This is a genomic window from Micromonospora mangrovicola (assembly GCF_047200535.1).
Taxonomy (GTDB): Bacteria; Actinomycetota; Actinomycetes; order Mycobacteriales; family Micromonosporaceae; genus Micromonospora.
Genome location: NZ_JBJZOG010000004.1, coordinates 63636 through 82618, shown reverse-complemented (window position 1 = coordinate 82618; position 18983 = coordinate 63636). Strand labels below are relative to the sequence as shown.

The 18983-nt window shown below is 75.1% G+C and carries 16 protein-coding genes; 10 read left to right on the top strand and 6 right to left on the bottom strand.

The annotated features are described in order from the left end of the window. Window positions 1–4: 4 nt before the first annotated feature. The gene (locus ACL02O_RS02880; protein ID WP_412816346.1) at window positions 5–1279 is read left to right on the top strand and encodes an outer membrane protein assembly factor BamB family protein; all 1275 of its coding nucleotides are present in this window, start codon (window positions 5–7) and stop codon (window positions 1277–1279) included. Beyond that, a complete protein-coding gene (locus ACL02O_RS02875; RefSeq protein WP_412816345.1) occupies window positions 1276–2562 on the top strand; it encodes an outer membrane protein assembly factor BamB family protein in 1287 nt (428 codons plus the stop codon). Before ACL02O_RS02880 ends, ACL02O_RS02875 begins: the two co-directional genes overlap by 4 nt. Before the next feature lies 1 nt (window position 2563). Here the strand turns inward: ACL02O_RS02875 and ACL02O_RS02870 are convergent, their stop codons facing one another. Further along, window positions 2564–3778, bottom strand: coding sequence for a peptidase C39 family protein (locus ACL02O_RS02870; RefSeq protein ID WP_412816344.1), 1215 nt, complete (start codon window positions 3776–3778; stop codon window positions 2564–2566). Between the two features lie 161 nt (window positions 3779–3939). Between ACL02O_RS02870 and ACL02O_RS02865 the strand changes: the two genes are divergently transcribed. The 3 genes from ACL02O_RS02865 (at window position 3940) to ACL02O_RS02855 (ending at window position 6318) form a co-directional block, all read left to right on the top strand. Next, complete coding sequence (locus tag ACL02O_RS02865) at window positions 3940–4611, top strand: response regulator transcription factor (protein WP_412816343.1); 672 nt, start codon at window positions 3940–3942, stop codon at window positions 4609–4611. After that, window positions 4608–5762, top strand: coding sequence for a sensor histidine kinase (locus tag ACL02O_RS02860; RefSeq protein WP_412816342.1), 1155 nt, complete (start codon window positions 4608–4610; stop codon window positions 5760–5762). The genes ACL02O_RS02865 and ACL02O_RS02860 overlap by 4 nt, the downstream gene beginning before the upstream one ends. Window positions 5763–5931: 169 nt before the next feature. Further along, a complete protein-coding gene (locus ACL02O_RS02855; RefSeq protein WP_412816341.1) occupies window positions 5932–6318 on the top strand; it encodes a VOC family protein in 387 nt (128 codons plus the stop codon). 55 nt (window positions 6319–6373) lie between these two features. Here ACL02O_RS02855 and ACL02O_RS02850 read toward each other — a convergent pair whose 3' ends face one another. From ACL02O_RS02850 to ACL02O_RS02835, 4 genes are all read right to left on the bottom strand, one after another. Next, window positions 6374–7168, bottom strand: a complete 795-nt coding sequence (locus ACL02O_RS02850; RefSeq protein ID WP_412816340.1) for a hypothetical protein — start codon at window positions 7166–7168, stop codon at window positions 6374–6376. Window positions 7169–7430: 262 nt separating this feature from the next. Next, window positions 7431–9494 (bottom strand): 3-hydroxyacyl-CoA dehydrogenase NAD-binding domain-containing protein, encoded by a 2064-nt coding sequence (locus ACL02O_RS02845; RefSeq protein ID WP_412816339.1) that lies wholly within the window; start codon window positions 9492–9494, stop codon window positions 7431–7433. Beyond that, on the bottom strand, window positions 9491–10687 hold the full coding sequence (locus ACL02O_RS02840) for a thiolase family protein (protein ID WP_412816338.1): 1197 nt from the start codon (window positions 10685–10687) through the stop codon (window positions 9491–9493). The genes ACL02O_RS02845 and ACL02O_RS02840 overlap by 4 nt, the downstream gene beginning before the upstream one ends. A 182-nt stretch (window positions 10688–10869) precedes the next feature. Further along, window positions 10870–12192: a ribonuclease D gene (locus ACL02O_RS02835; protein WP_412816337.1), complete on the bottom strand. Its 1323-nt coding sequence runs from the start codon at window positions 12190–12192 to the stop codon at window positions 10870–10872. Window positions 12193–12417: 225 nt separating this feature from the next. On the opposite strand from ACL02O_RS02835, the gene ACL02O_RS02830 reads away from it, so the two are divergent. Both ACL02O_RS02830 and ACL02O_RS02825 read left to right on the top strand, forming a co-directional pair. Beyond that, window positions 12418–13929: a trypsin-like peptidase domain-containing protein gene (locus tag ACL02O_RS02830; protein ID WP_412816336.1), complete on the top strand. Its 1512-nt coding sequence runs from the start codon at window positions 12418–12420 to the stop codon at window positions 13927–13929. A 131-nt stretch (window positions 13930–14060) separates the two neighbouring features. Then, on the top strand, window positions 14061–14849 hold the full coding sequence (locus tag ACL02O_RS02825) for a hypothetical protein (protein WP_412816335.1): 789 nt from the start codon (window positions 14061–14063) through the stop codon (window positions 14847–14849). Window positions 14850–14918: 69 nt separating this feature from the next. Here the strand turns inward: ACL02O_RS02825 and ACL02O_RS02820 are convergent, their stop codons facing one another. Further along, window positions 14919–15488 carry a DUF3000 domain-containing protein gene (locus ACL02O_RS02820; RefSeq protein WP_412816334.1) on the bottom strand — a complete coding sequence of 190 codons (570 nt, stop codon included), beginning with the start codon at window positions 15486–15488 and terminating at the stop codon, window positions 14919–14921. A 151-nt stretch (window positions 15489–15639) separates the two neighbouring features. Between ACL02O_RS02820 and hemE the strand changes: the two genes are divergently transcribed. From hemE to hemQ, 3 genes are read left to right on the top strand one after another with little or no spacing between them, the layout of a single operon-like run. Beyond that, window positions 15640–16749 carry a uroporphyrinogen decarboxylase gene (gene hemE / locus ACL02O_RS02815; protein WP_412816406.1) on the top strand — a complete coding sequence of 370 codons (1110 nt, stop codon included), beginning with the start codon at window positions 15640–15642 and terminating at the stop codon, window positions 16747–16749. A 2-nt stretch (window positions 16750–16751) separates the two neighbouring features. Continuing rightward, window positions 16752–18161: a protoporphyrinogen oxidase gene (gene hemG, locus ACL02O_RS02810; protein ID WP_412816333.1), complete on the top strand. Its 1410-nt coding sequence runs from the start codon at window positions 16752–16754 to the stop codon at window positions 18159–18161. Then, window positions 18158–18859 (top strand): hydrogen peroxide-dependent heme synthase, encoded by a 702-nt coding sequence (hemQ, locus tag ACL02O_RS02805; protein ID WP_412816332.1) that lies wholly within the window; start codon window positions 18158–18160, stop codon window positions 18857–18859. The genes hemG and hemQ overlap by 4 nt, the downstream gene beginning before the upstream one ends. Window positions 18860–18983: the final 124 nt, after the last annotated feature.

Here is an 18983-nt window from a genome sequence, read left to right as displayed (position 1 = left end):
GGCGGTGGCCATCATCGATCTGGGTGAGCTCCGTGACGACGTCACGCCGGGTCTGCCGGCCCGGCGGCGCCCGGCCGACCGTCGCCCGTACCGGTTCGTCGCCGCGCTGGTGGTGGCGTTGGTCACCCTCGCGTCCGCGACTCCCGGGCCCGAGCGGGTCACGGCCACCGCGCCCGGCGGCACGGTCGCCGCCCCGATCGTCGTCGACGACCGGGTGTACCTGGTGCAGCCGCCCGACCCGGAGCGGGGGGTGGGCCGGCAGCTCATCGCGTACCGGATGACGGGCGACGGGCTGCGGACGCTGTGGCGGACGCTGTTGCCCGGCGGTGGTGTCCCCGTCGGCGGCATCGAGCGGGCGGGTCGACTGCTGGTCTACGGGCGCTCCGCCGACGAGGCTCGATGGGAGAGCATGGCGGTCGAGCTGCGCACCGGGCGGGTCGGCTGGCAGCTGCCGGGGGTGGTCGTCGCGGCAGGCGACGCGGTGCTGCTGCACACCGTCGCGTCCGAGGGCGCCGACGAGGTCCGCCGGGTGGATGTCGCCACCGGCCGGACGCTGTGGACGGTGGCGGCGCCCGCGGACGTCGTGAACTGGAGCGTCGGCCCGGCCGGCGTCGAGCGGCTGGTGCTGGTGCCCGCCATCGGTCCGGTGGCGGTCCACGACGCCGTCTCCGGGGTCCGGCTGGTCGCCCGTGACCTGCACCCCGGTGAGCTGCCCGCGCGGCGACGGATCCTGGTGGCCGCCGGCCTGCTGCTGGAGGTCAGCGATGCCGGGGCCAGCGTCGCGGCGTACGACCTGGACACCCTGGAGCGTCGCTGGACGGCGTCACTGCCGCTGGTCGGTTTCGTGCAGCGGTGCGGCCGGCTGCTCTGCGCCGCTCGGCAGGCCGGCGGGATGTGGGCCCTCGACCCGGGCACCGGACGGATCGCCTGGACCAACCCGCGCTGGCAGGCCGTTCTCGCCGCCTCCGGCGGCCGGCTGCTGGTCACCGGAATGGGTACGACCGCGCCGGAGCACACGGTGGTCGAGGTGGCCACCGGCCGGGTGCTCGCCGAACTGGGCGACTGGGGGACGATCCCCCTCGACGCGTCCGGGGCTCTGGTGGTCGGTGTCCGTCGGGCCGCCGACGGCCGGTTGCTCGTGGCCGAGCTGGATCCGGCGGCCGATCGGGCCCGGGTGCGCGACGCGGTGCCGGGTGCGACCGGAGACTGCCGGGCCAGCGTGACGGTGCTGGTCTGCCGCCGGAGTGACGGCGCGTTCGGGGTGTGGCGGATCGGATGAGCGGCGTGATCGAGCTGGGGGAGATGCCGCACGGCGCGGGGACGGCCGAGCCCCGGGAACCCGGCCGCCCCCCGGCCCCCGCGGCGCGGGTGGCGGCGCTCTGCCTCGTCGCGCTGCTGACCCTGGGCGGCGCGGCGCCGGAGGTCGGCCGGACACCGGGCGTACCGGTGCCCGCGCCGCAGGGCGCCAGCTTCCTTGTCGTCGGCGGCCGGCTGGTGGTGGCCGACGGACCGGGCACCGTGGGCGGGCGGGACCGGGTGGTCACCGGGCACCGCCTGCCCGACGGGCAGTCGCGGTGGCGCTTCCTCCTCCCGGCCGGCGACCACGTGCTGGGCCTGCGCACCCTGGCCCGGTTGCTGCTGGTGACCAGCAGCCCGGCGGGGGCCGGCGACACCGTCACCACCGCGCTGGACCCGGACTCCGGCGCGGTGCGCTGGCGGGCAGCCGGCTACCCGGTGCCCACCCAGTCGGGCGGGCTCCTGTTCGAGGTGCCGCGGCCCGACGGCACGGGCACCGTCCGGTCGCTGGAGCCGACGTCCGGCCGGACCCGCTGGTCGATGCCGCTGCCAGGAAACGGGGTCGCCTACCGGTACGGGGACCGGGGCGTGACGGAGATCGTGCTGGTCCCCGCCGACGGGCGGGTGGCGGTGCACGACGCCGACTCCGGCGCCCTGCGGCGGGTCGGCCGGGTACCCCCGGCCACCGGCCGGGTGTCCTACCGGTTCACCCAGGTGGTGGCGGACCTGCTGCTGGTCGACGGGGCGCCGGGCACGGTCACCGCGTACGGCCTGGACCGGTTCGACCGCCGCTGGACCGTCCCGGTGCCGGCGCGGGTCGCCGCCTGGTTCGCCGACTGCGCCGGCGTGGTCTGCCTGCACGGCCAGCTGCCCGGGGTCCGCGTGTTCGACCCGGCCACCGGCCGCCAGCTCTGGACCGATGACCGGTGGCTCGGGGCGATCCCGGTCGGCGACCGGCTGCTCGCCGCCGCCCCGGCCGTCGGCGCGGAGGTCGACCTGGCGACCGTCGACCCCCGCACCGGGCGCATCCTGGCCCGGTTCGGCCGCTGGCGGCCGGCCGGCGGCGACCCCTCGGCGTCCCGGCGGCTCGGCCTGCGGCGGTTGCCCGCCGACCGCACGCTCGTCGGGACGCTGGACGTCGCGGCCGGCCAGGTCCGGATCCGCGCGGTGCTGCCCGGCTCCTGGGACGAGTGCGCCGACGCCGGCACGGCGCTGGTCTGCCTGCGGCCGTCCGGCGGGCTGGTGGTCTGGCCGGTGGACCGCTGACTCACCAGTTGGCCTGCGCGGGCGGCGGGGGCAGCGGCACCGACTCCGGCCGGACCACGTAGCTGACCCCACCGCTTCCGCCCTGCCAGGCCGCCTCGAACGGCCCCCGGGGCACGGTCCGCCGGACCGCCTCGTCGTCCGGCGCGTACGGGTCGTTGAGCACCGGGTCGCCGTCGGCGGTGAAACCGACCAGCACCATCAGGTGCCCGCGGGTGTCGTAGTCCAGCCCCGGCACCTGCCCCCGGCGGAAGGCCGCCGACACGATCAGCGGGATGCCGGCGGCGACGAACCGTTCCGCCTCGGCGAGGCCGCGCAGCCGGGTGACGAAGGCGTCCACCCCGTGGCGGCCGGCGTAGGCGGTGTTGAACGGCCAGTTCCCGGCCCCCGCGTAGGCGTGGTCGTAGCAGTGCCGGGCGGCGTGCACCACCGCCGGCCGGTGGCCCGGCGGATCCACCCAGGCGTACTGGTCGGCGGCCGGGCCGGCGCCCCAGAAGTCGAGCACCATCGAGACGCAGGTGGGGCTGCACCAGGAGTCCCCGCCGCCGCCCCAGCGGGTCTCCCGGCCGCCGTGCAGCCGCTGCGAGTACCGGGGCACGTCGAGCACCCACCCCCGGGCGTCCGCCGGGCCGCCGTCCGCCGGGCCGCCGTCCGCCGGGCCGCCGTCCGGCGTGGCGCGGTCGTCGTCGACCCGGGCCGTACCGGAGGCGACCGCGCCGAGCGTGCGTAGCACCGGGCTCGCGGCCAGGCCGGCCCGCCGGTACAGGGTGACCCGGACCTGCCAGCCGGTGGCCGTCGAGCGGAGCGGGCCGAAGGTGTCCACCTTCGCCCGCGCCTGCCCCGGCACCGAGCTGCGGTGGATCGTGGTGTCGTCGGCGGCCCAGTGCCCCAGGTCGTACCAGTCGGTGCGGGGCTGCCGCTCGTCCCAGCCGCGCAGCTCCACCCGCAGCCAGCAGCCCTCCGGGGTGTCCCCGGTCCAGGACGGCACCACCTCGTCGACCGGGAAGCCCAGCGCCACCACCGGGGAGGTCCAGGTTGCCAGCTCGTACGTGGCGGTGGCCCCGGAGTGCGGGTCGGTGTGCTCGGTCCGGCCGGCCGGTGCGCCGATGACCAGCCCGCCCGCCCGGGCGGTCAACCCGTCGGCCGTGCCGAGGCCCAGGTCCGCCGGGAACCGGAAGCGCCGGTAGGCGACGTCCCGCACCGGGTCGACTGCGGGCATGGCGGGCTCCGTCCGGTCGGTGGCCGGCAGGGCGGCCGGGGCGGATGTCAACGGATGCCGGGAAGCATGGCGTAAGCGAAGGAAATGTGCAATGACGGCGGCGGCGCGCGGTTTGGCGGCCGGCACTAGGTTGTCGGGAGGTCACGAGGTGGGAGGCCGGGATGCGGGTACTGGTGGTGGAGGACGAGCGCAACCTCGCCGACGCGATCGCGCGTGGGCTGCGCAAGCGCGGCATGGCGGTGGACGTCGCCTACGACGGCGACACCGGGCACGAGGCGGCCTTCGTCACCCGGTACGACGTGGTGATCCTCGACCGGGACCTGCCCGGCGTGCACGGCGACCGGATCTGCGCCGACCTGGCCGCCTCCGGGACGCTGACCCGGGTGCTGATGCTCACCGCCAGCGGCACGGTCGCCGACAAGGTCGAGGGGCTCCAGCTCGGGGCCGACGACTACCTGCCCAAACCGTTCGCCTTCGACGAGCTGGTGGCCCGGGTGCAGGCGCTCGGCCGGCGGGCCACCCCGGCCGCCCCGCCGGTGTTCGAGGTCGCCGACCTGGTCCTCGACCCGGCCCGCCGGGTGGTCACCCGGGGTGGGACGCCGGTCGACCTGACCAACAAGGAGTTCGGCGTCCTCGCCGAGCTGCTCAAGGCGCGCGGCGCCGTGGTCTCCAGCGAGGAGCTGCTGGAGCGGGTCTGGGACGCGAACACCGATCCGTTCACCACGATCGTCCGGGTCACCGTCATGACGTTGCGCAAGAAGCTGGGCGACCCACCGCTGATCGAGACGGTGGTCGGCGCCGGCTACCGGATGATGGCCGAGGTGTCGGCATGACCGGTAAGCCCCGGCCCACGCTGCGGCTGCGGCTGACCCTGCTCAACGGGGTGCTGCTGGTCGGCGCCGGGGCGATCCTGGTGCTGCTGGCCTGGCTGCTGGTCCGGGACGCGCTGCACCCCACCGACGAGCTGCTGCCCGGCACCACGGTGGTGCTGGCCGACGGCCGCACCCTCGACGCCGGGCAGTGGCAGCGGCAGCTCGTCGACGCCGCCTCGCGGGAACTCCTGGTCAAGGGGTTGGTGGCGCTGCTGGCGATCAGCGTCGTCGGGGTCGCCGGCGCGTACGTGGTGGCCGGCCGGGCGCTGCGCCCGCTGCACCAGGTCACCGCCACCGCGCGGCGGCTCGGCGAGGCCACCCTGGACCAGCGGATCGGCTGGTCCGGTGCGGACGACGAGGTCGCCGAGCTGGCCGAGACCTTCGACGCCATGCTGGACCGGATCGCCGGCGCGTTCGAGGCGCAGAAGCGCTTCGTCGCCAACGCCTCGCACGAGCTGCGTACCCCGCTCGCCGTGATGCGGACCGAGATCGACGTGACGCTCAGCGACGACGAGGCGGACATCGCCGAGTACCGCCGGATGGCCACCGTGGTACGGGAGGCCTCGGAACGGGCCAACGGGCTGGTCGACGCGCTGCTGGTGCTGGCCCGCAGCGAGGCCCAGACCGGCCGCCGGCTGGCCCGCCGGGCCGAGTTCGACCTGGCCGTGGGCACCGCCAACGCGCTGTCCGCGATGGCCCGCGAGGTGGAGCGGATCGGCCTGCGGGTGCACACCTCGCTGCGCCCGGCGCCGGTGGTCGGCGACCCGGGCCTGCTGGACCGGCTAGCCGGCAACCTGGTCGAGAACGCGGTCCGCTACAACCACTTCCAGGGCCGGCTCTGGGTTCGCACCGGCGCCGACGGTGAGCGCTCCTGGCTGGTGGTCGGGAACACCGGCTTCGAGGTCGCCCAGGCCGACGTGCCGGGGCTGTTCGAGCCGTTCCGGCGGGGTGGGCAGGAGCGGACCGGGGCCCGCGGCTCCGGCCTCGGGCTCTCCATCGTCCGCGCGGTCTGCGACGCTCACGGCGGCACCGTGAAGGTGGTGGCGCAGCCGGGCGGCGGCCTGGAGGTGACCGTGACGCTGCCGTCGGCGGACGTCCCGGCCGCCACCTGACGCCGGGGATGTTGCCTAACGCCCCGCCCGGCTGACATGATCAGCCCGTCAGCCCGAGCTGTGAAGGGGGGTGTGGTCGATGTCCACCGTGAACGTTCCCGCGCCCCGCACCGTCCCCCGCTGACCTCGTCCGCTTCCGCGGGGCGCACTCCGATCAGGAGGAAGCACCGTGAGTGCACTGATTCACTGCGTCACCGTCGAGAGCGACGACCCGTACGTCCTGGCCAGCTGGTGGGCGGCGGCGCTCGACCGGAAACTGCACGACGACGACCACCCCGGCGACCCGGAGGCGGTCCTGGTCGCGCCCGACGGGCACGGTCCCGACCTGCTCTTCGTGCAGGTGGGGGAGCGGCACGGCAAGGGCGCGTTCCACCTCGACCTGCACCCCGCCGAGGGGACCCGGGACGCCGAGGTCGAGCGGTTGCGCGGCCTCGGGGCGACCCTGGTCGCCGACCGGCGGCGGCCGGACGGCACCGGCTGGGTGGTGCTGGCCGACCCCGAGGGGAACGAGTTCTGCGTCTGCCGCGGCCCGGCGGAACGGGCCGCCTCGGCCTGATACGCGGACCGGCCCCCGCCGTGCGGCGGGGGCCGGTCTCCGGGCGCGCGGACGGTCAGTCCCGCTTCTCGATCTCGCCCCGCATGGCGACGAACTGCTTCTCCAGCTCGGCGGCGGGCTTGTTGTAGAGGAGGATCATGCCGAGGCTGCCCTTGTCGGTCCAGACGCAGACCCCGACCGGCACGCCCGCGGTCTCGCCGTCGCCGCACTTGGCGTTGCCGCCCAGCGGGCCGGGCTCGACGGACTTGAAGTTGCTGACGGCCATCTCCTTGGCGAGGCCGTTGGTGGCGTCCGCCAGCTCCTTGTCCGGGTCGGCGATCAGGCCGGACACGCCGGCGATCATCATCAGGTCCTGCTTCTCCGGGTTGCCGTAGAAGGCGCCGATGGTGCTGGTGGCGTTCGGCACGTCGTTGTTGAACTGCGCCTTCATCTGCTCGGCGGCGCCCGCGAGCTTCGGATCGTCCACCTTCGGCTTGCCGGCGAGGGTGGCCGGCGCCTCGACGCGGGTCTTGGTGGCGTCGACGACCTCGGAGACCTTGTCCTTGGTGGCGAGGTAGAGGGCCGTGCCACCACCCACGCAGAGCAGCACCACGACGGCCAGGACGATCAGCAGGATCTTGCCGACGCTGGACTTCTTCTTCGGCGGCTCGGCGGGCAGGCCGTAGCCGGGCTGGCCGGCCTCGAACGGCTGGCCGGGCTGCGGCGGCGGATATCCACCGCCGTACTGCGGCTGCTGCGGCGGCGGATACCCGCCGCCGTACTGCGGCTGCTGCGGCGGCGGGTAACCGCCGGGCTGCTGCTGGGGCGGAGGGTAGGAACCGGGCTGGGGGTTGTACGGCGGCTGGGACATGTCAGTTGGCAGCTCCCGTGAAATGTCTGGACGCGTGATGGTAGCCAGCCGGACCGACAACGCGCGGTACCCGTATGGCCCGAGCCACGAAACCGGAACCGGCTCGTGACCGGGGGGCGGTCCGGCGGTGTGACCGGGAACGGCGGGTGGCCCGCCCGTGACTCTCCGAGAGACGAAAGCGGCGGCCGCCGTCCGGGAGGGACGGTCGGCCGCCGCGATCGCGGGGGAGCGGCGCCGGCTCAGGCGCGCCGAGCTGGAGCTGTCACGAAAGGCTGGCCACCCCGCGCGGCAGGAACCGCCGCCCGGTGACCCGCTCGCTGGTACCGGTCCGGTCCAGGTATGGCGTGACGCCGCCCAGGTGGAACGGCCAGCCGGCACCGAGGATCATGCACAGGTCGATGTCCTGCGCCTCGGCGACGACACCCTCGTCGAGCATGAGCCGGATCTCCTGCGCCAGCGCGTCCAGCGCGTTCTGCCGTACCTGCTCGGCGGTGAGCGGCTGGTCGCCGACCACGAGCAGCTTGGCGACCTCCTCGTTGACCTGGTCGTCGACCACGATCGGCTGGCCCGAGTCGGCGATCCGCTTGAGGTTCTCGCTGACCTCGAACCGGTCCGGGAAGGCGGCGTGCAGGGTGCCGCCCACGTGGTACGCCACGGCCGGGCCGACCAGCTGGAGCAGGGCGAGCGGGCGCATCGGCAGGCCCAGCGGGTCCAGCGCGCTGTTCGCCACGTCCAGCGGGGTGCCCTGGTCGACGGCCGCGAAGACCGTGCCGAGGAAGCGGGTCAGCAGCCGGTTGACCACGAACGCCGGGGCGTCCTTGACCAGCACCGACGACTTCCTGAGCTGCTTGCCGACGGCGAACGCGGTGGCCAGCGTGGCGTCGTCGGTCCGGTCGCCGCGGACGATCTCCAGCAGCGGCAGCACCGCGACCGGGTTGAAGAAGTGGAAGCCGACCACCCGCTCCGGGTGCTCCAGGTCCTCGGCCATCGCGGTGACGGACAGGCTGGAGGTGTTGGTGGCGAGCACCGCCTCCGGCTTGACGATCTTCTCCAGCTCGGCCCAGACCTGCTTCTTGACGTTCAGGTCCTCGAAGACCGCCTCGATGACGAAGTCGGCGTCGGCGAAGACGGACTTGTCGACCGAGCCGCTGACCAGGCCGTACAGCTTGGCCGCGGTGCCCTTGTCCATCCGGCCCTTGCTGACCGACTTCTCGATCTGGGTGTGCACGTAGCCGACGCCCTTGTCCACCCGGGACTGGTCCAGGTCGGTCATCACCACCGGCACCTGGAGGCGGCGGGCGAAGAGCAGGGCGAGCTGGCTGGCCATCAGGCCGGCGCCGACGATGCCCACCTTGGTCACCGGCCGGGCCAGGCTCTTGTCCGGCGCGCCGGCCGGCCGCTTGGCCCGCCGCTGCACCAGGTCGAAGGCGTACAGGCCGCTGCGCAGCTCCTCGGAGAAGACCAGGTCGGCCAGGGCCTCGTCCTCGGCGGCGGTGCCGGCGGCGAAGTCGGCGTCCTTCGCGGTCTCCAGCAGGTCCAGCGCCTTGTACGCGGCCGGGACCGCGCCGTGCAGTCGCTGGTCGAGGGTCTGCCGGGCGAAGTAGAGCACGCCGGCCCACATGTCCTTGTCGACCTCGGGCCGGGTCACGGTGACCTCGCCCCGGACCACGCCCGCGGCCCACTCCAGGGACCGCTCCAGGAAGTCGGCCGGCTCCAGCAGCACGTCCGCGATGCCCATCTCGGCCGCCTGCTTCGGCTTGAGCATCTTGTTCTGCATCAACGGGTTCTGCAGGATCACCTGGGTCGCCGCCGGGATGCCGATCAGGTTCGGCAGCAGCTGGGTGCCGCCCCAGCCGGGGACCAGGCCGAGCGAGACCTCGGGCAGCGCGAGGGCCGCCGCGCCCGCCGACAGGGTCCGGTAGTGGCAGTGCAGGGCCAGCTCCAGGCCGCCGCCCATCGCCGCGCCGTTGACGAAGGCGAAGGTGGGGATCTCGCTGTCCTTGAGGCGGGCGAAGACCCGGTGGCCGAGCCGGCCGACCTCCAGCGCCTGCTCGCGGTCCGCCAGCAGCGGCAGGCCGGTGATGTCGGCACCCACGCAGAAGATGTACGGCTTGCCGGTGACCGCGATGAACGCCGGGTTCGCCGCGAGGGCGGCGGTGATCGCCTCGTCCAGGCTGGTCAGGCCGCCGGGGCCGAAGGTGTTCGGCTTGGTGTGGTCGAAGCCGTTGTCCAGCGTGATCAGGGCGGCGGGCCGGTCCAGCCCCGGCACGTTCACCTGGCGCAGCAGCGCTCTGGTGACGACCTCGTTCGGTGCGGCGAGGCTCACTTGTCTCCACCCTCCCAGTGCGGGTTCTCCCAGATCACGGTGCCGCCCATGCCGATGCCGATGCACATGGCGGTGAGGCCGTAGCGGACCTCGGGGTGCTCGGCGAACTGCCGGGCGAGCTGCGTCATCAGCCGGACGCCGGAGGAGGCGAGCGGGTGACCGATGGCGATCGCACCGCCCCACGGGTTGACGCGAGGGTCGTCGTCGGCGATGCCGAAGTGGTCCAGGAAGGCGAGCACCTGCACGGCGAACGCCTCGTTCAGCTCGAACAGGCCGATGTCGTCGATCGTCAGGCCGGCGATGCGCAGCGCCTTCTCAGTCGACGGGATCGGGCCAACGCCCATCACCTCGGGCTCCACGCCGACGAAGCCGTACGACACCAGCCGCATGGCGACCGGCAGGCCCAGCTCGCGGGCGGTGTCCTCGGCGACCAGCAGGGCCGCGGTGGCGCCGTCGTTCAGGCCGGCCGCGTTGCCCGCGGTGACCTTGCCGTGCGGGCGGAACGGGGTCTTCAGGGTGGCGAGCTTCTCCAGCGAGGTGTCCCGGGGAGCCTCGTCCACCGTGGCCAGGCCCCAGCCGTTCTCCTCGTCGCGGATGGCGACGGGCACCAGGTCGCCCTGGAGCTTGCCGTTGGCGTACGCCTTGGCGGTCTTCTGCTGGGAGGCGAGCGCGAACGCGTCGGTGCGCTCCTTGGTGATGTGCGGGACCCGGTCGTGCAGGTTCTCCGCGGTGGCGCCCATGACCAGTGCGGACGGGTCCACCAGCTTCTCCGCGACGATCCGCGGGTTGGGGTCGACGCCCTCACCCATCGGGTGGCGGCCCATGTGCTCGACGCCGCCGGCGATCGCCACGTCGTAGGCGCCCATGGCGATGCCGCCGGCCACGGTGGTGACCGCGGTCATCGCGCCCGCGCACATCCGGTCGATGGCGAAGCCGGGCACCGTCTTGGGCAGGCCGGCCAGCAGGGCGGCGGTGCGGCCGATGGTCAGGCCCTGGTCGCCGATCTGGGTGGTGGCCGCGATGGCGACCTCCTCGACCCGCTCCGGCGGCAGTTGCGGGTTGCGCCGCATCAGCTCGCGGATGCAGCGGATCACCAGGTCGTCGGCGCGGGTGTTGGCGTACATGCCACCCGCCTTGCCGAACGGGGTGCGGACGCCGTCGACGAAGACGACATCCCGAACTTCACGGGGCACTTGGAGCCTCCTCTTCGACCATGATTCGGCCTCCGCGCCGCCGGGCGGCGCGACGGACCGGATGAAGGTCGGCCGGCACTGGCACTTTCCCCCGGATGCTACTCGCCAGTAACCAATGGCGTCACCACCCCCCGTGTGGCCCACCCCACACTCCGCCCGCCCACCGTCACCCGGTTCGGGGGTCAGGACTCCGGGAGGTGGAGGGCCCGGGTGAGGGCGGGCAGGAGGAGGGTGAGCTGCCACTCCCGCGCGCCGAAGGTGCGGAGGGTCTCCGCGACCGTGGCGTCGGTGATCTCCTCGGGCGGCTGCCAGGCGAGGCGGCGGATGTAGTCCGGCGCGACGAGGTTCTCCGGCGGCAGGTTGTGTGCGCCGGCCGTGCCGACCACCACCTCACGGCAGCGGGCCAGCCGGCCCGCCGCCACCGGATCCCGCTCCGCCCAGCGGTGCGGCGGGGGCGGCCCCTCGACCACCGGACTCACCGGCAGCGCGTCGTCCGGGAGCTGACGGGCGTCGTCCAGGGCCGCCAGCCAGGTGCGGGCCAGCCGGCGTACCGAGCGGCCGCCGAAGCCGGGGAGGGTGAGCAGGGTCTTCTCGTCCTTCGGGTCCAGCTCGGCGGCGGCCACGATGGCCGAGTCCGGCAGCACCCGCCCGGGGGCCGCGTCCCGCCGCGCGGCGATCTGGTCCCGGGCGTACCAGAGCGAGCGCACCCGGGCCTGGGCCCGCGCGCCGCGCACCCGGTGGATGCCCGAGGTACGCCGCCACGGCTCGGCGCGGACCCGGGGCGGCCGGGCGCCGTTGCGGACCAGCGCGGCGAACTCCTCCGCCGCCCACTCCGACTTGCCCTGCCGGCGCAGCTCCTCGTCCAGGACGTCGCGCAGGTCCACCAGCATCTCCACGTCCAGCGCCGCGTACGTCAGCCAGGACTCCGGCAACGGCCGGCTGGACCAGTCCGCCGCCGAGTGGTGCTTCTCCAGCGTGTAGCCGAGCAGCTGCTCGGTCAACGCGGCCAGGCCGACCCGCTCGAAGCCGGCCAGCCGGGCGGCCAGCTCGGTGTCGAAGAGCCGGCGGGGGCGCAGCCCCAGCTCGGCCAGGCAGGCCAGGTCCTGGCTGGCGGCGTGCAGGACCCACTCGGCCTCGGCGATCACCTCGTCGAGGGCGGAGAGGTCGGGCAGGGGCAGCGGGTCGATCAGCGCCGTGCCGGCGCCGGCCCGGCGCAGCTGCACCAGGTACGCGCGCTGGCTGTAGCGGTATCCGGAGGCGCGTTCGGCGTCCAGGGCCACCGGACCGGTGCCCGCCGCGAAACGGGCCACGACCTCGTCGAGCCCGGTCGGCGCGGCCACCGGCGCGGGAGTTCCGTCGCGCGGGGCGGTCAGTGGGACGGGCCCGCCGTCGGTCGGTTCGCTTCCCGCGTTCGCCGGCTCCGGCGCAGCCGGCGACGGGTGCGGTGAGGCGTCTCCCGGACGGCTTTCGGCGGCCCGACGGCGCAGGGGTGGTTCGTCGGTCACCTGACAACCCTAGTTCGCCGGGAGATCCGGTGTGCGCAGCCGGTCGGGCGCGTGTCGGCGGGATGACCGGCAGGTGTCGTGGCAGAGTCGGCTTGCGTCGATGTGACAGGGTCGGACAACGGGGGCGACAAACCCCGTTCGCGCCGGTACGGTCCATCGAGCCGCGTGGCGGCACGAAAGCCCCGGCGGCGTCGCAACGGGGTGGGCACGGGGAGGACAGCGAGCATGACGGCTGGTTACGGAGCCGGCGACGGCGCACCCGGGCAGGGTGCGGAGGAGGCGGCCGACCCGGGGCGTCGCGAGCCTCCGGTGAACGACCGGCCCGGGCCGCTGCCACCGCGCTTCGCCCGGCCCGCCGGGCACGCTCCGGTGCCCGGACCGACCGGCTTCCCGGCGCCGCCCGGCGGCGGTTTCCCCGCCCCGGCCGCCGGCAGCGTCCCGGCCTCGCCGCCGGACGGCTTCCCCGCCCCGGCCGCCGGCCACCCGACGCCGGGCGCCCGCTGCTCGACGCCCGCCGCCGGCTTCGGTGTGCCGCCGGCCGTGCCCGGTGCCGGCATCGCCGGTTCCGACAGCGCCGGTGCGCCGCCGCGCCACGATCCGGGCTCGGCATCGCCGATCACCGCGCCCGGCGCCCCCGGCCAGTCGGCCGTGCCGACGCCCCGGGCCACCTGGTCCAACGCGCCGGACAGCGGGCGGTGGGGCGGCCCGTCCGGTGCCTCCGCCGCCCCGGGTGGCTGGCCGTCGGCCACTGCCACCGGGCAGCCCGCCGGTCTCGCGTCCGCCCCGGGCCAGCCGGCCGGGGCGGCACCGCCCGTCGGCCAGCCGACGAGTGCGGCACCCGCGTTCGGTCAGCCGGCCCCCGGCGTGGCCTATCCGGGGCAGCCGGCCGGCGGTCCCGCCCTGCCGGGGCAGCCCGCGTCCGGTCCGGCGTATCCCGGCGGGGCGGTCGACCCGGCGGCCCGGCCTCGCCGGCTGCCGGTGGTGGCGCTGGTTCTCGCCGGGGTGCTGGCGGTGGTCGCCGGCATCCAGGCGTACCAGATCCACCGGCTGGACGACCGGCTCGCCGCCACCAACCGGCGGTTGACCGAGGTCCAGGGCGTGGCCGGCACCCGGTTCGACGGCCTGGAGCAGCGGGCGGGGGAGCTGGAGAAGCAGGCCGGTGCCGCGTTCAACCCGGAGGCCGTGGCGAGCGCCGTGCTGCCCAGCGTGTTCCGGGTCCGCGCCGGCAACTTCACCGGTACGGCCTTCGCGATCGGCAAGCCCCCGGCCGGCGGCGGCGCCACGCTGCTGACCAACTTCCACGTGGTCGAGTCGGTCTATGACGGTGGCGGCCGGAAGGTCTTCCTGGAACGCACCGACCAGCGCTTCGAGGCCACCATCGTCCGGGTCGACAAGGACAAGGACATCGCCCAGCTGCGGACCACCGCCCGGTTCAAGGCGCTGGTCGCCGCCGCCACGCCGGTCAAGTCCGGGCAGCAGATCGTCGTGGTCGGCGCCCCGCTGGGCCTGCAGGACACCGTGACCACCGGGGTGGTGAGCGCCTTCCGCGAGGACGAGGACGGCTCCGGCCCGGTCATCCAGTTCGACGCGCCGATCAACCCCGGCAACTCGGGTGGACCCGTGATCAACGGGGCCAAGGAGGTCGTCGGCATCGCCACCGCCAAGGCCCGGGACGCCGAGGGCATCGGGCTCGCGGTGCCCATCAAGACCGCCTGCGACACCTTCTCGCTCTGCTGACCGGCCCCGCCGCCGGTCACCTCGACCGCAGCGCACCACCGCCGACGCGTGGCCCCGACCACGCCTGATCCGCAGACCCTGGCCCTTCGGGGCCACCCCACGGGGGGACCACAGCACACCTGGAGGAAGACATGTCCCAGCCACCGACCGGCCCGGGCGGCTACCCGCCCCAGCCGCCGGGCGGCAGCGTGTACGGCAACCCGTACGAGGGCGGCCAGCCGGCACCCCAGCAGTACGGGCCGGCCCAGCCGGAACCGACCCTGCCCCAGCCCACCATGCCCCAGCCGACCATGCCGCAGTCCGCGCCGCCGGCCCCCGGCCAGTACCCGCCGGACGCCGCCCCGGCCCCCGGCCAGTACCCGCCGGGCGCCGCCCCGGTCTCCGCGCCCGGCTACCCGCAGCCGATGTCGGCCCCGCCCATGTCCGCCCCGCCGGTCTCCGGTCCCGGCTTCGGCCCGCAGCCGACGTCGGCCCCGCCCGGTGCGGTCCCGCCGTACGGTGTGCCCGCCGGAGGCGCCGGCAAGGGGCGCACCACGCTGATCCTCGCCCTTGTCGCCGGGCTGCTCTTCATCCTCGGCGGCGTGATGACCGGCCTCTACGTCACCACCAACGGCAAGCTGGACAAGGCGGAGAAGCAGGTCAGCCAGCGGGACGGCACCATCGCGGCCAACCAGCAGGAGATCGACAAGCTCAAGGCCGATCTCCAGTCGGTCCGGGACAAGCTTTCCGACACCGAGCAGGACCTGACCGGGACCAAGAACGACCGGGACGAGCAGGCCCGGCAGAAGAAGGTCATCGCCAGCTGCCTGGACAAGCTGACCAGCGCCCTGCGCGCGGCGTCGCGGGGCGACAAGGCCGGCGTCGACGCGGCCAGCAAGGGCATGGACAAGGTCTGCGACGAGGCCGAGAACTACCTCTGAGCACCTGCCCGGCACGGGCCGCTCCGGTCATCCGGGGCGGCCCGTCCGCGCGGGGTGCGGCGGGTGGGGTCAGGCGGCGCCGGCGGGGCGGCGGGGCAGGGCGGTCACCCCGGGCGGCGGCAGTCCGGCCGTCGAGGCCAGCAGGGCGCACCAGCCGAGCAGGTGCGCGGCCAGGTCGGCGCCGAGCGGTGTCCACGACGCGCGGATCTCGATGTCCCCGGCCGCCGGCGGCCCGGCCAGCTCGCCGAACCGGGTGGAGAGCGTCTGGGTGACCGTGCCGCCGATGGCCCGGTACGGGGCGTCCTGCGCGTCCAGCGCGTCGGTCAGCCAGGTCCAGCCCACCCCGGGCAGCAGCGGGTCGCTGGCCAGGTCCACCTCCAGCTCGGCGGTCACGTAGGTGACCAGCCGGAGGGTGCCCTGCCAGGCCTCGTGTCCGGCCGGGTCGTGCAGCAGGATCAGCCGGCCACTGGCCACCTCGTCCTCGTCCCGCAGGATTGCGGCGGAGAGCGCGAACGCGTACGGGGCCAGCCGCTGGGGGGCGCCGACCTCCTCCAGCACGATCTCCGGCCGGGGTGTCACCGATCGCAACCCCGCGACCGCGCGAGCGAAGGTTTCCGGGAGCGCGATCGGGGGGGCCATGCCGGCAGCCTATGTCGGAGCCCACCCGCACCGGGTGGCGGCGCGCCGAGCGGCGGTCACGATCATGTCCGGACCGCGCCGGCGGGAGCCGGAGGGTGGCCCGTCACAAAAGGTGACGGTGAGCGCGAGCGCCGGTCGAGCGCGTGGCACGATGGCCGCGATGACCACCGACACCACGGGCACTGCCGCCCGAGACGGAGCACCCCGCCGCGGCGGGCCGGCCGACTCGCCCTTCGTCCGCGCCTGCCGGCGTGAGCCGGGCCCGCACACCCCGGTCTGGTTCATGCGTCAGGCCGGCCGGTCCCTGCCGGAGTACCGGGAGATCCGGGCCAACGTGCCGATGCTGGAGTCGTGCCGCCGCCCCGAGCTGGTCACCGAGATCACCCTCCAGCCGGTCCGCCGGCACGGGGTGGACGCGGCGATCCTGTTCAGCGACATCGTGGTCCCGGTGGCCGCCGCCGGCATCGACCTGGACATCGTGGCCGGCACCGGCCCGGTGGTTGCCGAGCCGGTGCGGGCCGCCGCCGACGTCGACCGGATCCGCCCGATCGGCCGCGACGACGTGTCCTACGTGGACGAGGCGGTCCGGCTGCTCGTCGGCGAGCTGGGCGACACCCCGCTGATCGGCTTCGCCGGCGCCCCGTTCACCCTGGCCAGCTACCTGGTCGAGGGCGGGCCGTCGCGGACCCACGCGAAGACCAAGGCGCTGATGTACGGCGACCCCGACCTCTGGCACGCGCTCTGCGCCCGGCTGGCCGAGGTGACGCTCGCCTTCCTGCGGGTGCAGGTCGACGCCGGGGTGTCCGCGGTGCAGCTCTTCGACTCGTGGGCCGGTGCGCTCTCCGAGGCCGACTACCGCCGCTACGTGCTGCCGCACTCGGCGCACGTGCTGGCCGGCCTGGCCGACGCGGGGGTGCCCCGGATCCACTTCGGGGTGGGCACCGCCGAGCTGCTCGGCGCAATGGGCGAGGCCGGCGCCGACGTGGTCGGCGTGGACTGGCGTACGCCGTTGGACGTCGCCACCCGGCGGATCGGCCCGGACCGGGCGGTGCAGGGCAACCTCGACCCGTGCGTGCTGCTCGCCCCCTGGCCGGTGGTGGAGGCCGAGGTGCGCCGGATCCTCGACCAGGGGCGGGCCGCCCCCGGTCACGTGTTCAACCTCGGTCACGGCGTGCTGCCGGAGACCGATCCCGACATGCTGACCCGGGTGGTCGCGCTGGTCCATGAGCTCAGCGCGCGACCGGTCGAACAGAGGAGTTGACGGTGGCGCGACCGTGGCGGGTGGCGATTGTCGGTGGCGGGATCACCGGGCTGGCCGGGGCCGTCCGGTTGCGTGACCGCGCCCCCGCCGGCACCGAGATCACCGTCTACGAGCAGTCCGGCCGCCTCGGCGGCAAGCTTCGCACCGGCGAGCTGGCCGGCGGCCCCGTCGAGTTCGGCGCCGAGTCGTTCCTGATGCGGAACCCGGCCGGCGCGGAGTCGAGCGCGGTGGCCCTGATCCGCCGGCTCGGCCTCGGCGGGTCGATCGTGCACCCGTCGGTCGGGCAGGCGGCGCTCGTGGTCGACGGCGGGCTGCGCCCGGTCCCGGGCGGCACCCTGGTCGGCGTACCCGGGGATCTGGAGAAGGTGGCGGCGGTGGCGCGGCCGGCGGCGGACGCCGACCGCGACGCCGGTCGGCCGCTGCTCGGCCCGGACGAGGACGTGGCGGTCGGCGCGCTGGTCCGCGACCGGCTCGGCGACCAGGTGGTGGACCGGCTGGTCGACCCGATGCTCGGCGGTGTCTACGCCGGGCGGGCCGACGAGCTCTCCCTGGTCACCACCATGCCGGCGCTCGCCCGGGCGGCCCGGACCACGCACACCCTGGTCGGCGCGGTCCGCGCCGCGCAGGCCGCCGCGCCGCGCGCCCCCGGCGCGCCGGTCTTCGGCACCCTCGCCGGCGGGCTGAGCACCCTGGTCGAGGCGGCGGCGCGGGAGAGCGGCGCGACGATCCGGCGGGACGCCGCGGTCCGCGAGCTGCACCGCACCCCGGCCGGCTGGCGACTCACCGTCGGCCCGACCCGCGACCCGGAGCACGTCGAGGCGGACGCGGTGCTGCTCGCCGTGCCGGCCCGCCCGGCCGCCCGGCTGCTCGCCGGCCCGGCGCCCGACGTCGCCGGCACCGTCGGCGGGCTGGACTACGCCAGCGTCGCCCTGATCACCATGGCCCTGCCGGAACCGGAGCTGCCGGAGCTGTCCGGTTTCCTGGTGCCGGCCACCGAGGGGCTGCTGATCAAGGCGTCCACCTTCTTCACCACCAAGTGGGGACACCTGCGCCGCCCCGACGGGCCGGCCCTGGTCCGCGCCTCGGTCGGCCGGTACGGCGACGAGGCGTCCCTCCAGCTCACCGACGACGACCTGGTCGCCACCGTGCACCGGGAGCTGTCGAAGGTGCTGGACACCGCGCTGCCCACCCCGCTGGCCCGGCACGTGCAGCGTTGGGGTGGGTCCCTGCCGCAGTACACCCCCGGTCACCTGGCCCGGGTGGCGGCGGTGCGGGCGGCCCTGCGCGACGCCCACCCGACGCTGGCCCTGGCCGGGGCCGGCTACGACGGCGTGGGCATCCCGGTCTGCGTCCGCTCCGGCGAGCACGCGGCCGAAGAGATCATCACGGCACTGGGAGGATCGGCAGCATGACCGAGCAGACCAACGCGGCGCGGCTGCGGGAGCTCAACGAGAGCATCCGGTACACGATGTGGTCGGTGTACCGGGCCACCAGCCCTCTCCCGACGCTGCGCGAGAACGTCGTCGACGAGGTCGAGTCGCTCTTCGCGGAGCTGGCCGGCAAGGACGTCACCATCCGGGGCACGTACGACGTGGCCGGGCTGCGCGCCGACGCCGACCTGATGATCTGGTGGCACTCCTCCTCCAGCGACGCCCTTCAGGACGCCTACCTGCGGTTCCGCCGGACCACGCTGGGCCGGGCGCTCACCCCGGTCTGGTCGCAGCTGGCGCTGCACCGGCCGGCCGAGTTCAACAAGAGCCACATCCCGGCGTTCCTGGCCGGCGAGGAGGCCCGGGCGTACCTCTGCGTCTACCCGTTCGTCCGCTCCTACGAGTGGTACCTGCTGCCGGACGCCGAGCGGCGCGAGCTGCTGGCCGAGCACGGCCGGATGGCCCGCGGCTACCCGGACGTGCGCGCCAACACGGTGGCCTCGTTCGCTCTCGGCGACTACGAGTGGATGCTCGCATTCGAGGCCGACGAGCTGCACCGGATCGTCGACCTGATGCGCGACCTGCGGGCCTCCCGGGCCCGCCGGCACGTCCGCGAGGAGGTCCCCTTCTACACCGGCCGCCGCCGGTCGATCGCCGACATCGTCACCTGCCTGGTGTGAAAGCGGGGGCCACCGTCACCACGCCCGGCGTGGTACCGGTGGCCCCCGCCGGCACCTCACCCGGGCGTCAGGACGTCGCGGTGCAGGTCGGCGTCGGGTTGGCGCCGCTGCCGGAGCTCGCTGG

Bases quoted from the DNA above. Each gene is read 5' to 3' on its own strand.
- ACL02O_RS02875 (WP_412816345.1), top strand. From the start codon at position 1,276: ATGAGCGGCGTGATCGAGCTGGGGGAGATGCCGCACGGCGCGGGGACG.
- ACL02O_RS02870 (WP_412816344.1), bottom strand. From the start codon at position 3,778: ATGCCCGCAGTCGACCCGGTGCGGGACGTCGCCTACCGGCGCTTCCGG.
- ACL02O_RS02865 (WP_412816343.1), top strand. From the start codon at position 3,940: ATGCGGGTACTGGTGGTGGAGGACGAGCGCAACCTCGCCGACGCGATC.
- ACL02O_RS02860 (WP_412816342.1), top strand. From the start codon at position 4,608: ATGACCGGTAAGCCCCGGCCCACGCTGCGGCTGCGGCTGACCCTGCTC.
- ACL02O_RS02850 (WP_412816340.1), bottom strand. From the start codon at position 7,168: ATGTCCCAGCCGCCGTACAACCCCCAGCCCGGTTCCTACCCTCCGCCC.
- ACL02O_RS02830 (WP_412816336.1), top strand. From the start codon at position 12,418: ATGACGGCTGGTTACGGAGCCGGCGACGGCGCACCCGGGCAGGGTGCG.
- ACL02O_RS02825 (WP_412816335.1), top strand. From the start codon at position 14,061: ATGTCCCAGCCACCGACCGGCCCGGGCGGCTACCCGCCCCAGCCGCCG.
- ACL02O_RS02820 (WP_412816334.1), bottom strand. From the start codon at position 15,488: ATGGCCCCCCCGATCGCGCTCCCGGAAACCTTCGCTCGCGCGGTCGCG.
- hemE (WP_412816406.1), top strand. From the start codon at position 15,640: ATGGCCGCGATGACCACCGACACCACGGGCACTGCCGCCCGAGACGGA.
- hemQ (WP_412816332.1), top strand. From the start codon at position 18,158: ATGACCGAGCAGACCAACGCGGCGCGGCTGCGGGAGCTCAACGAGAGC.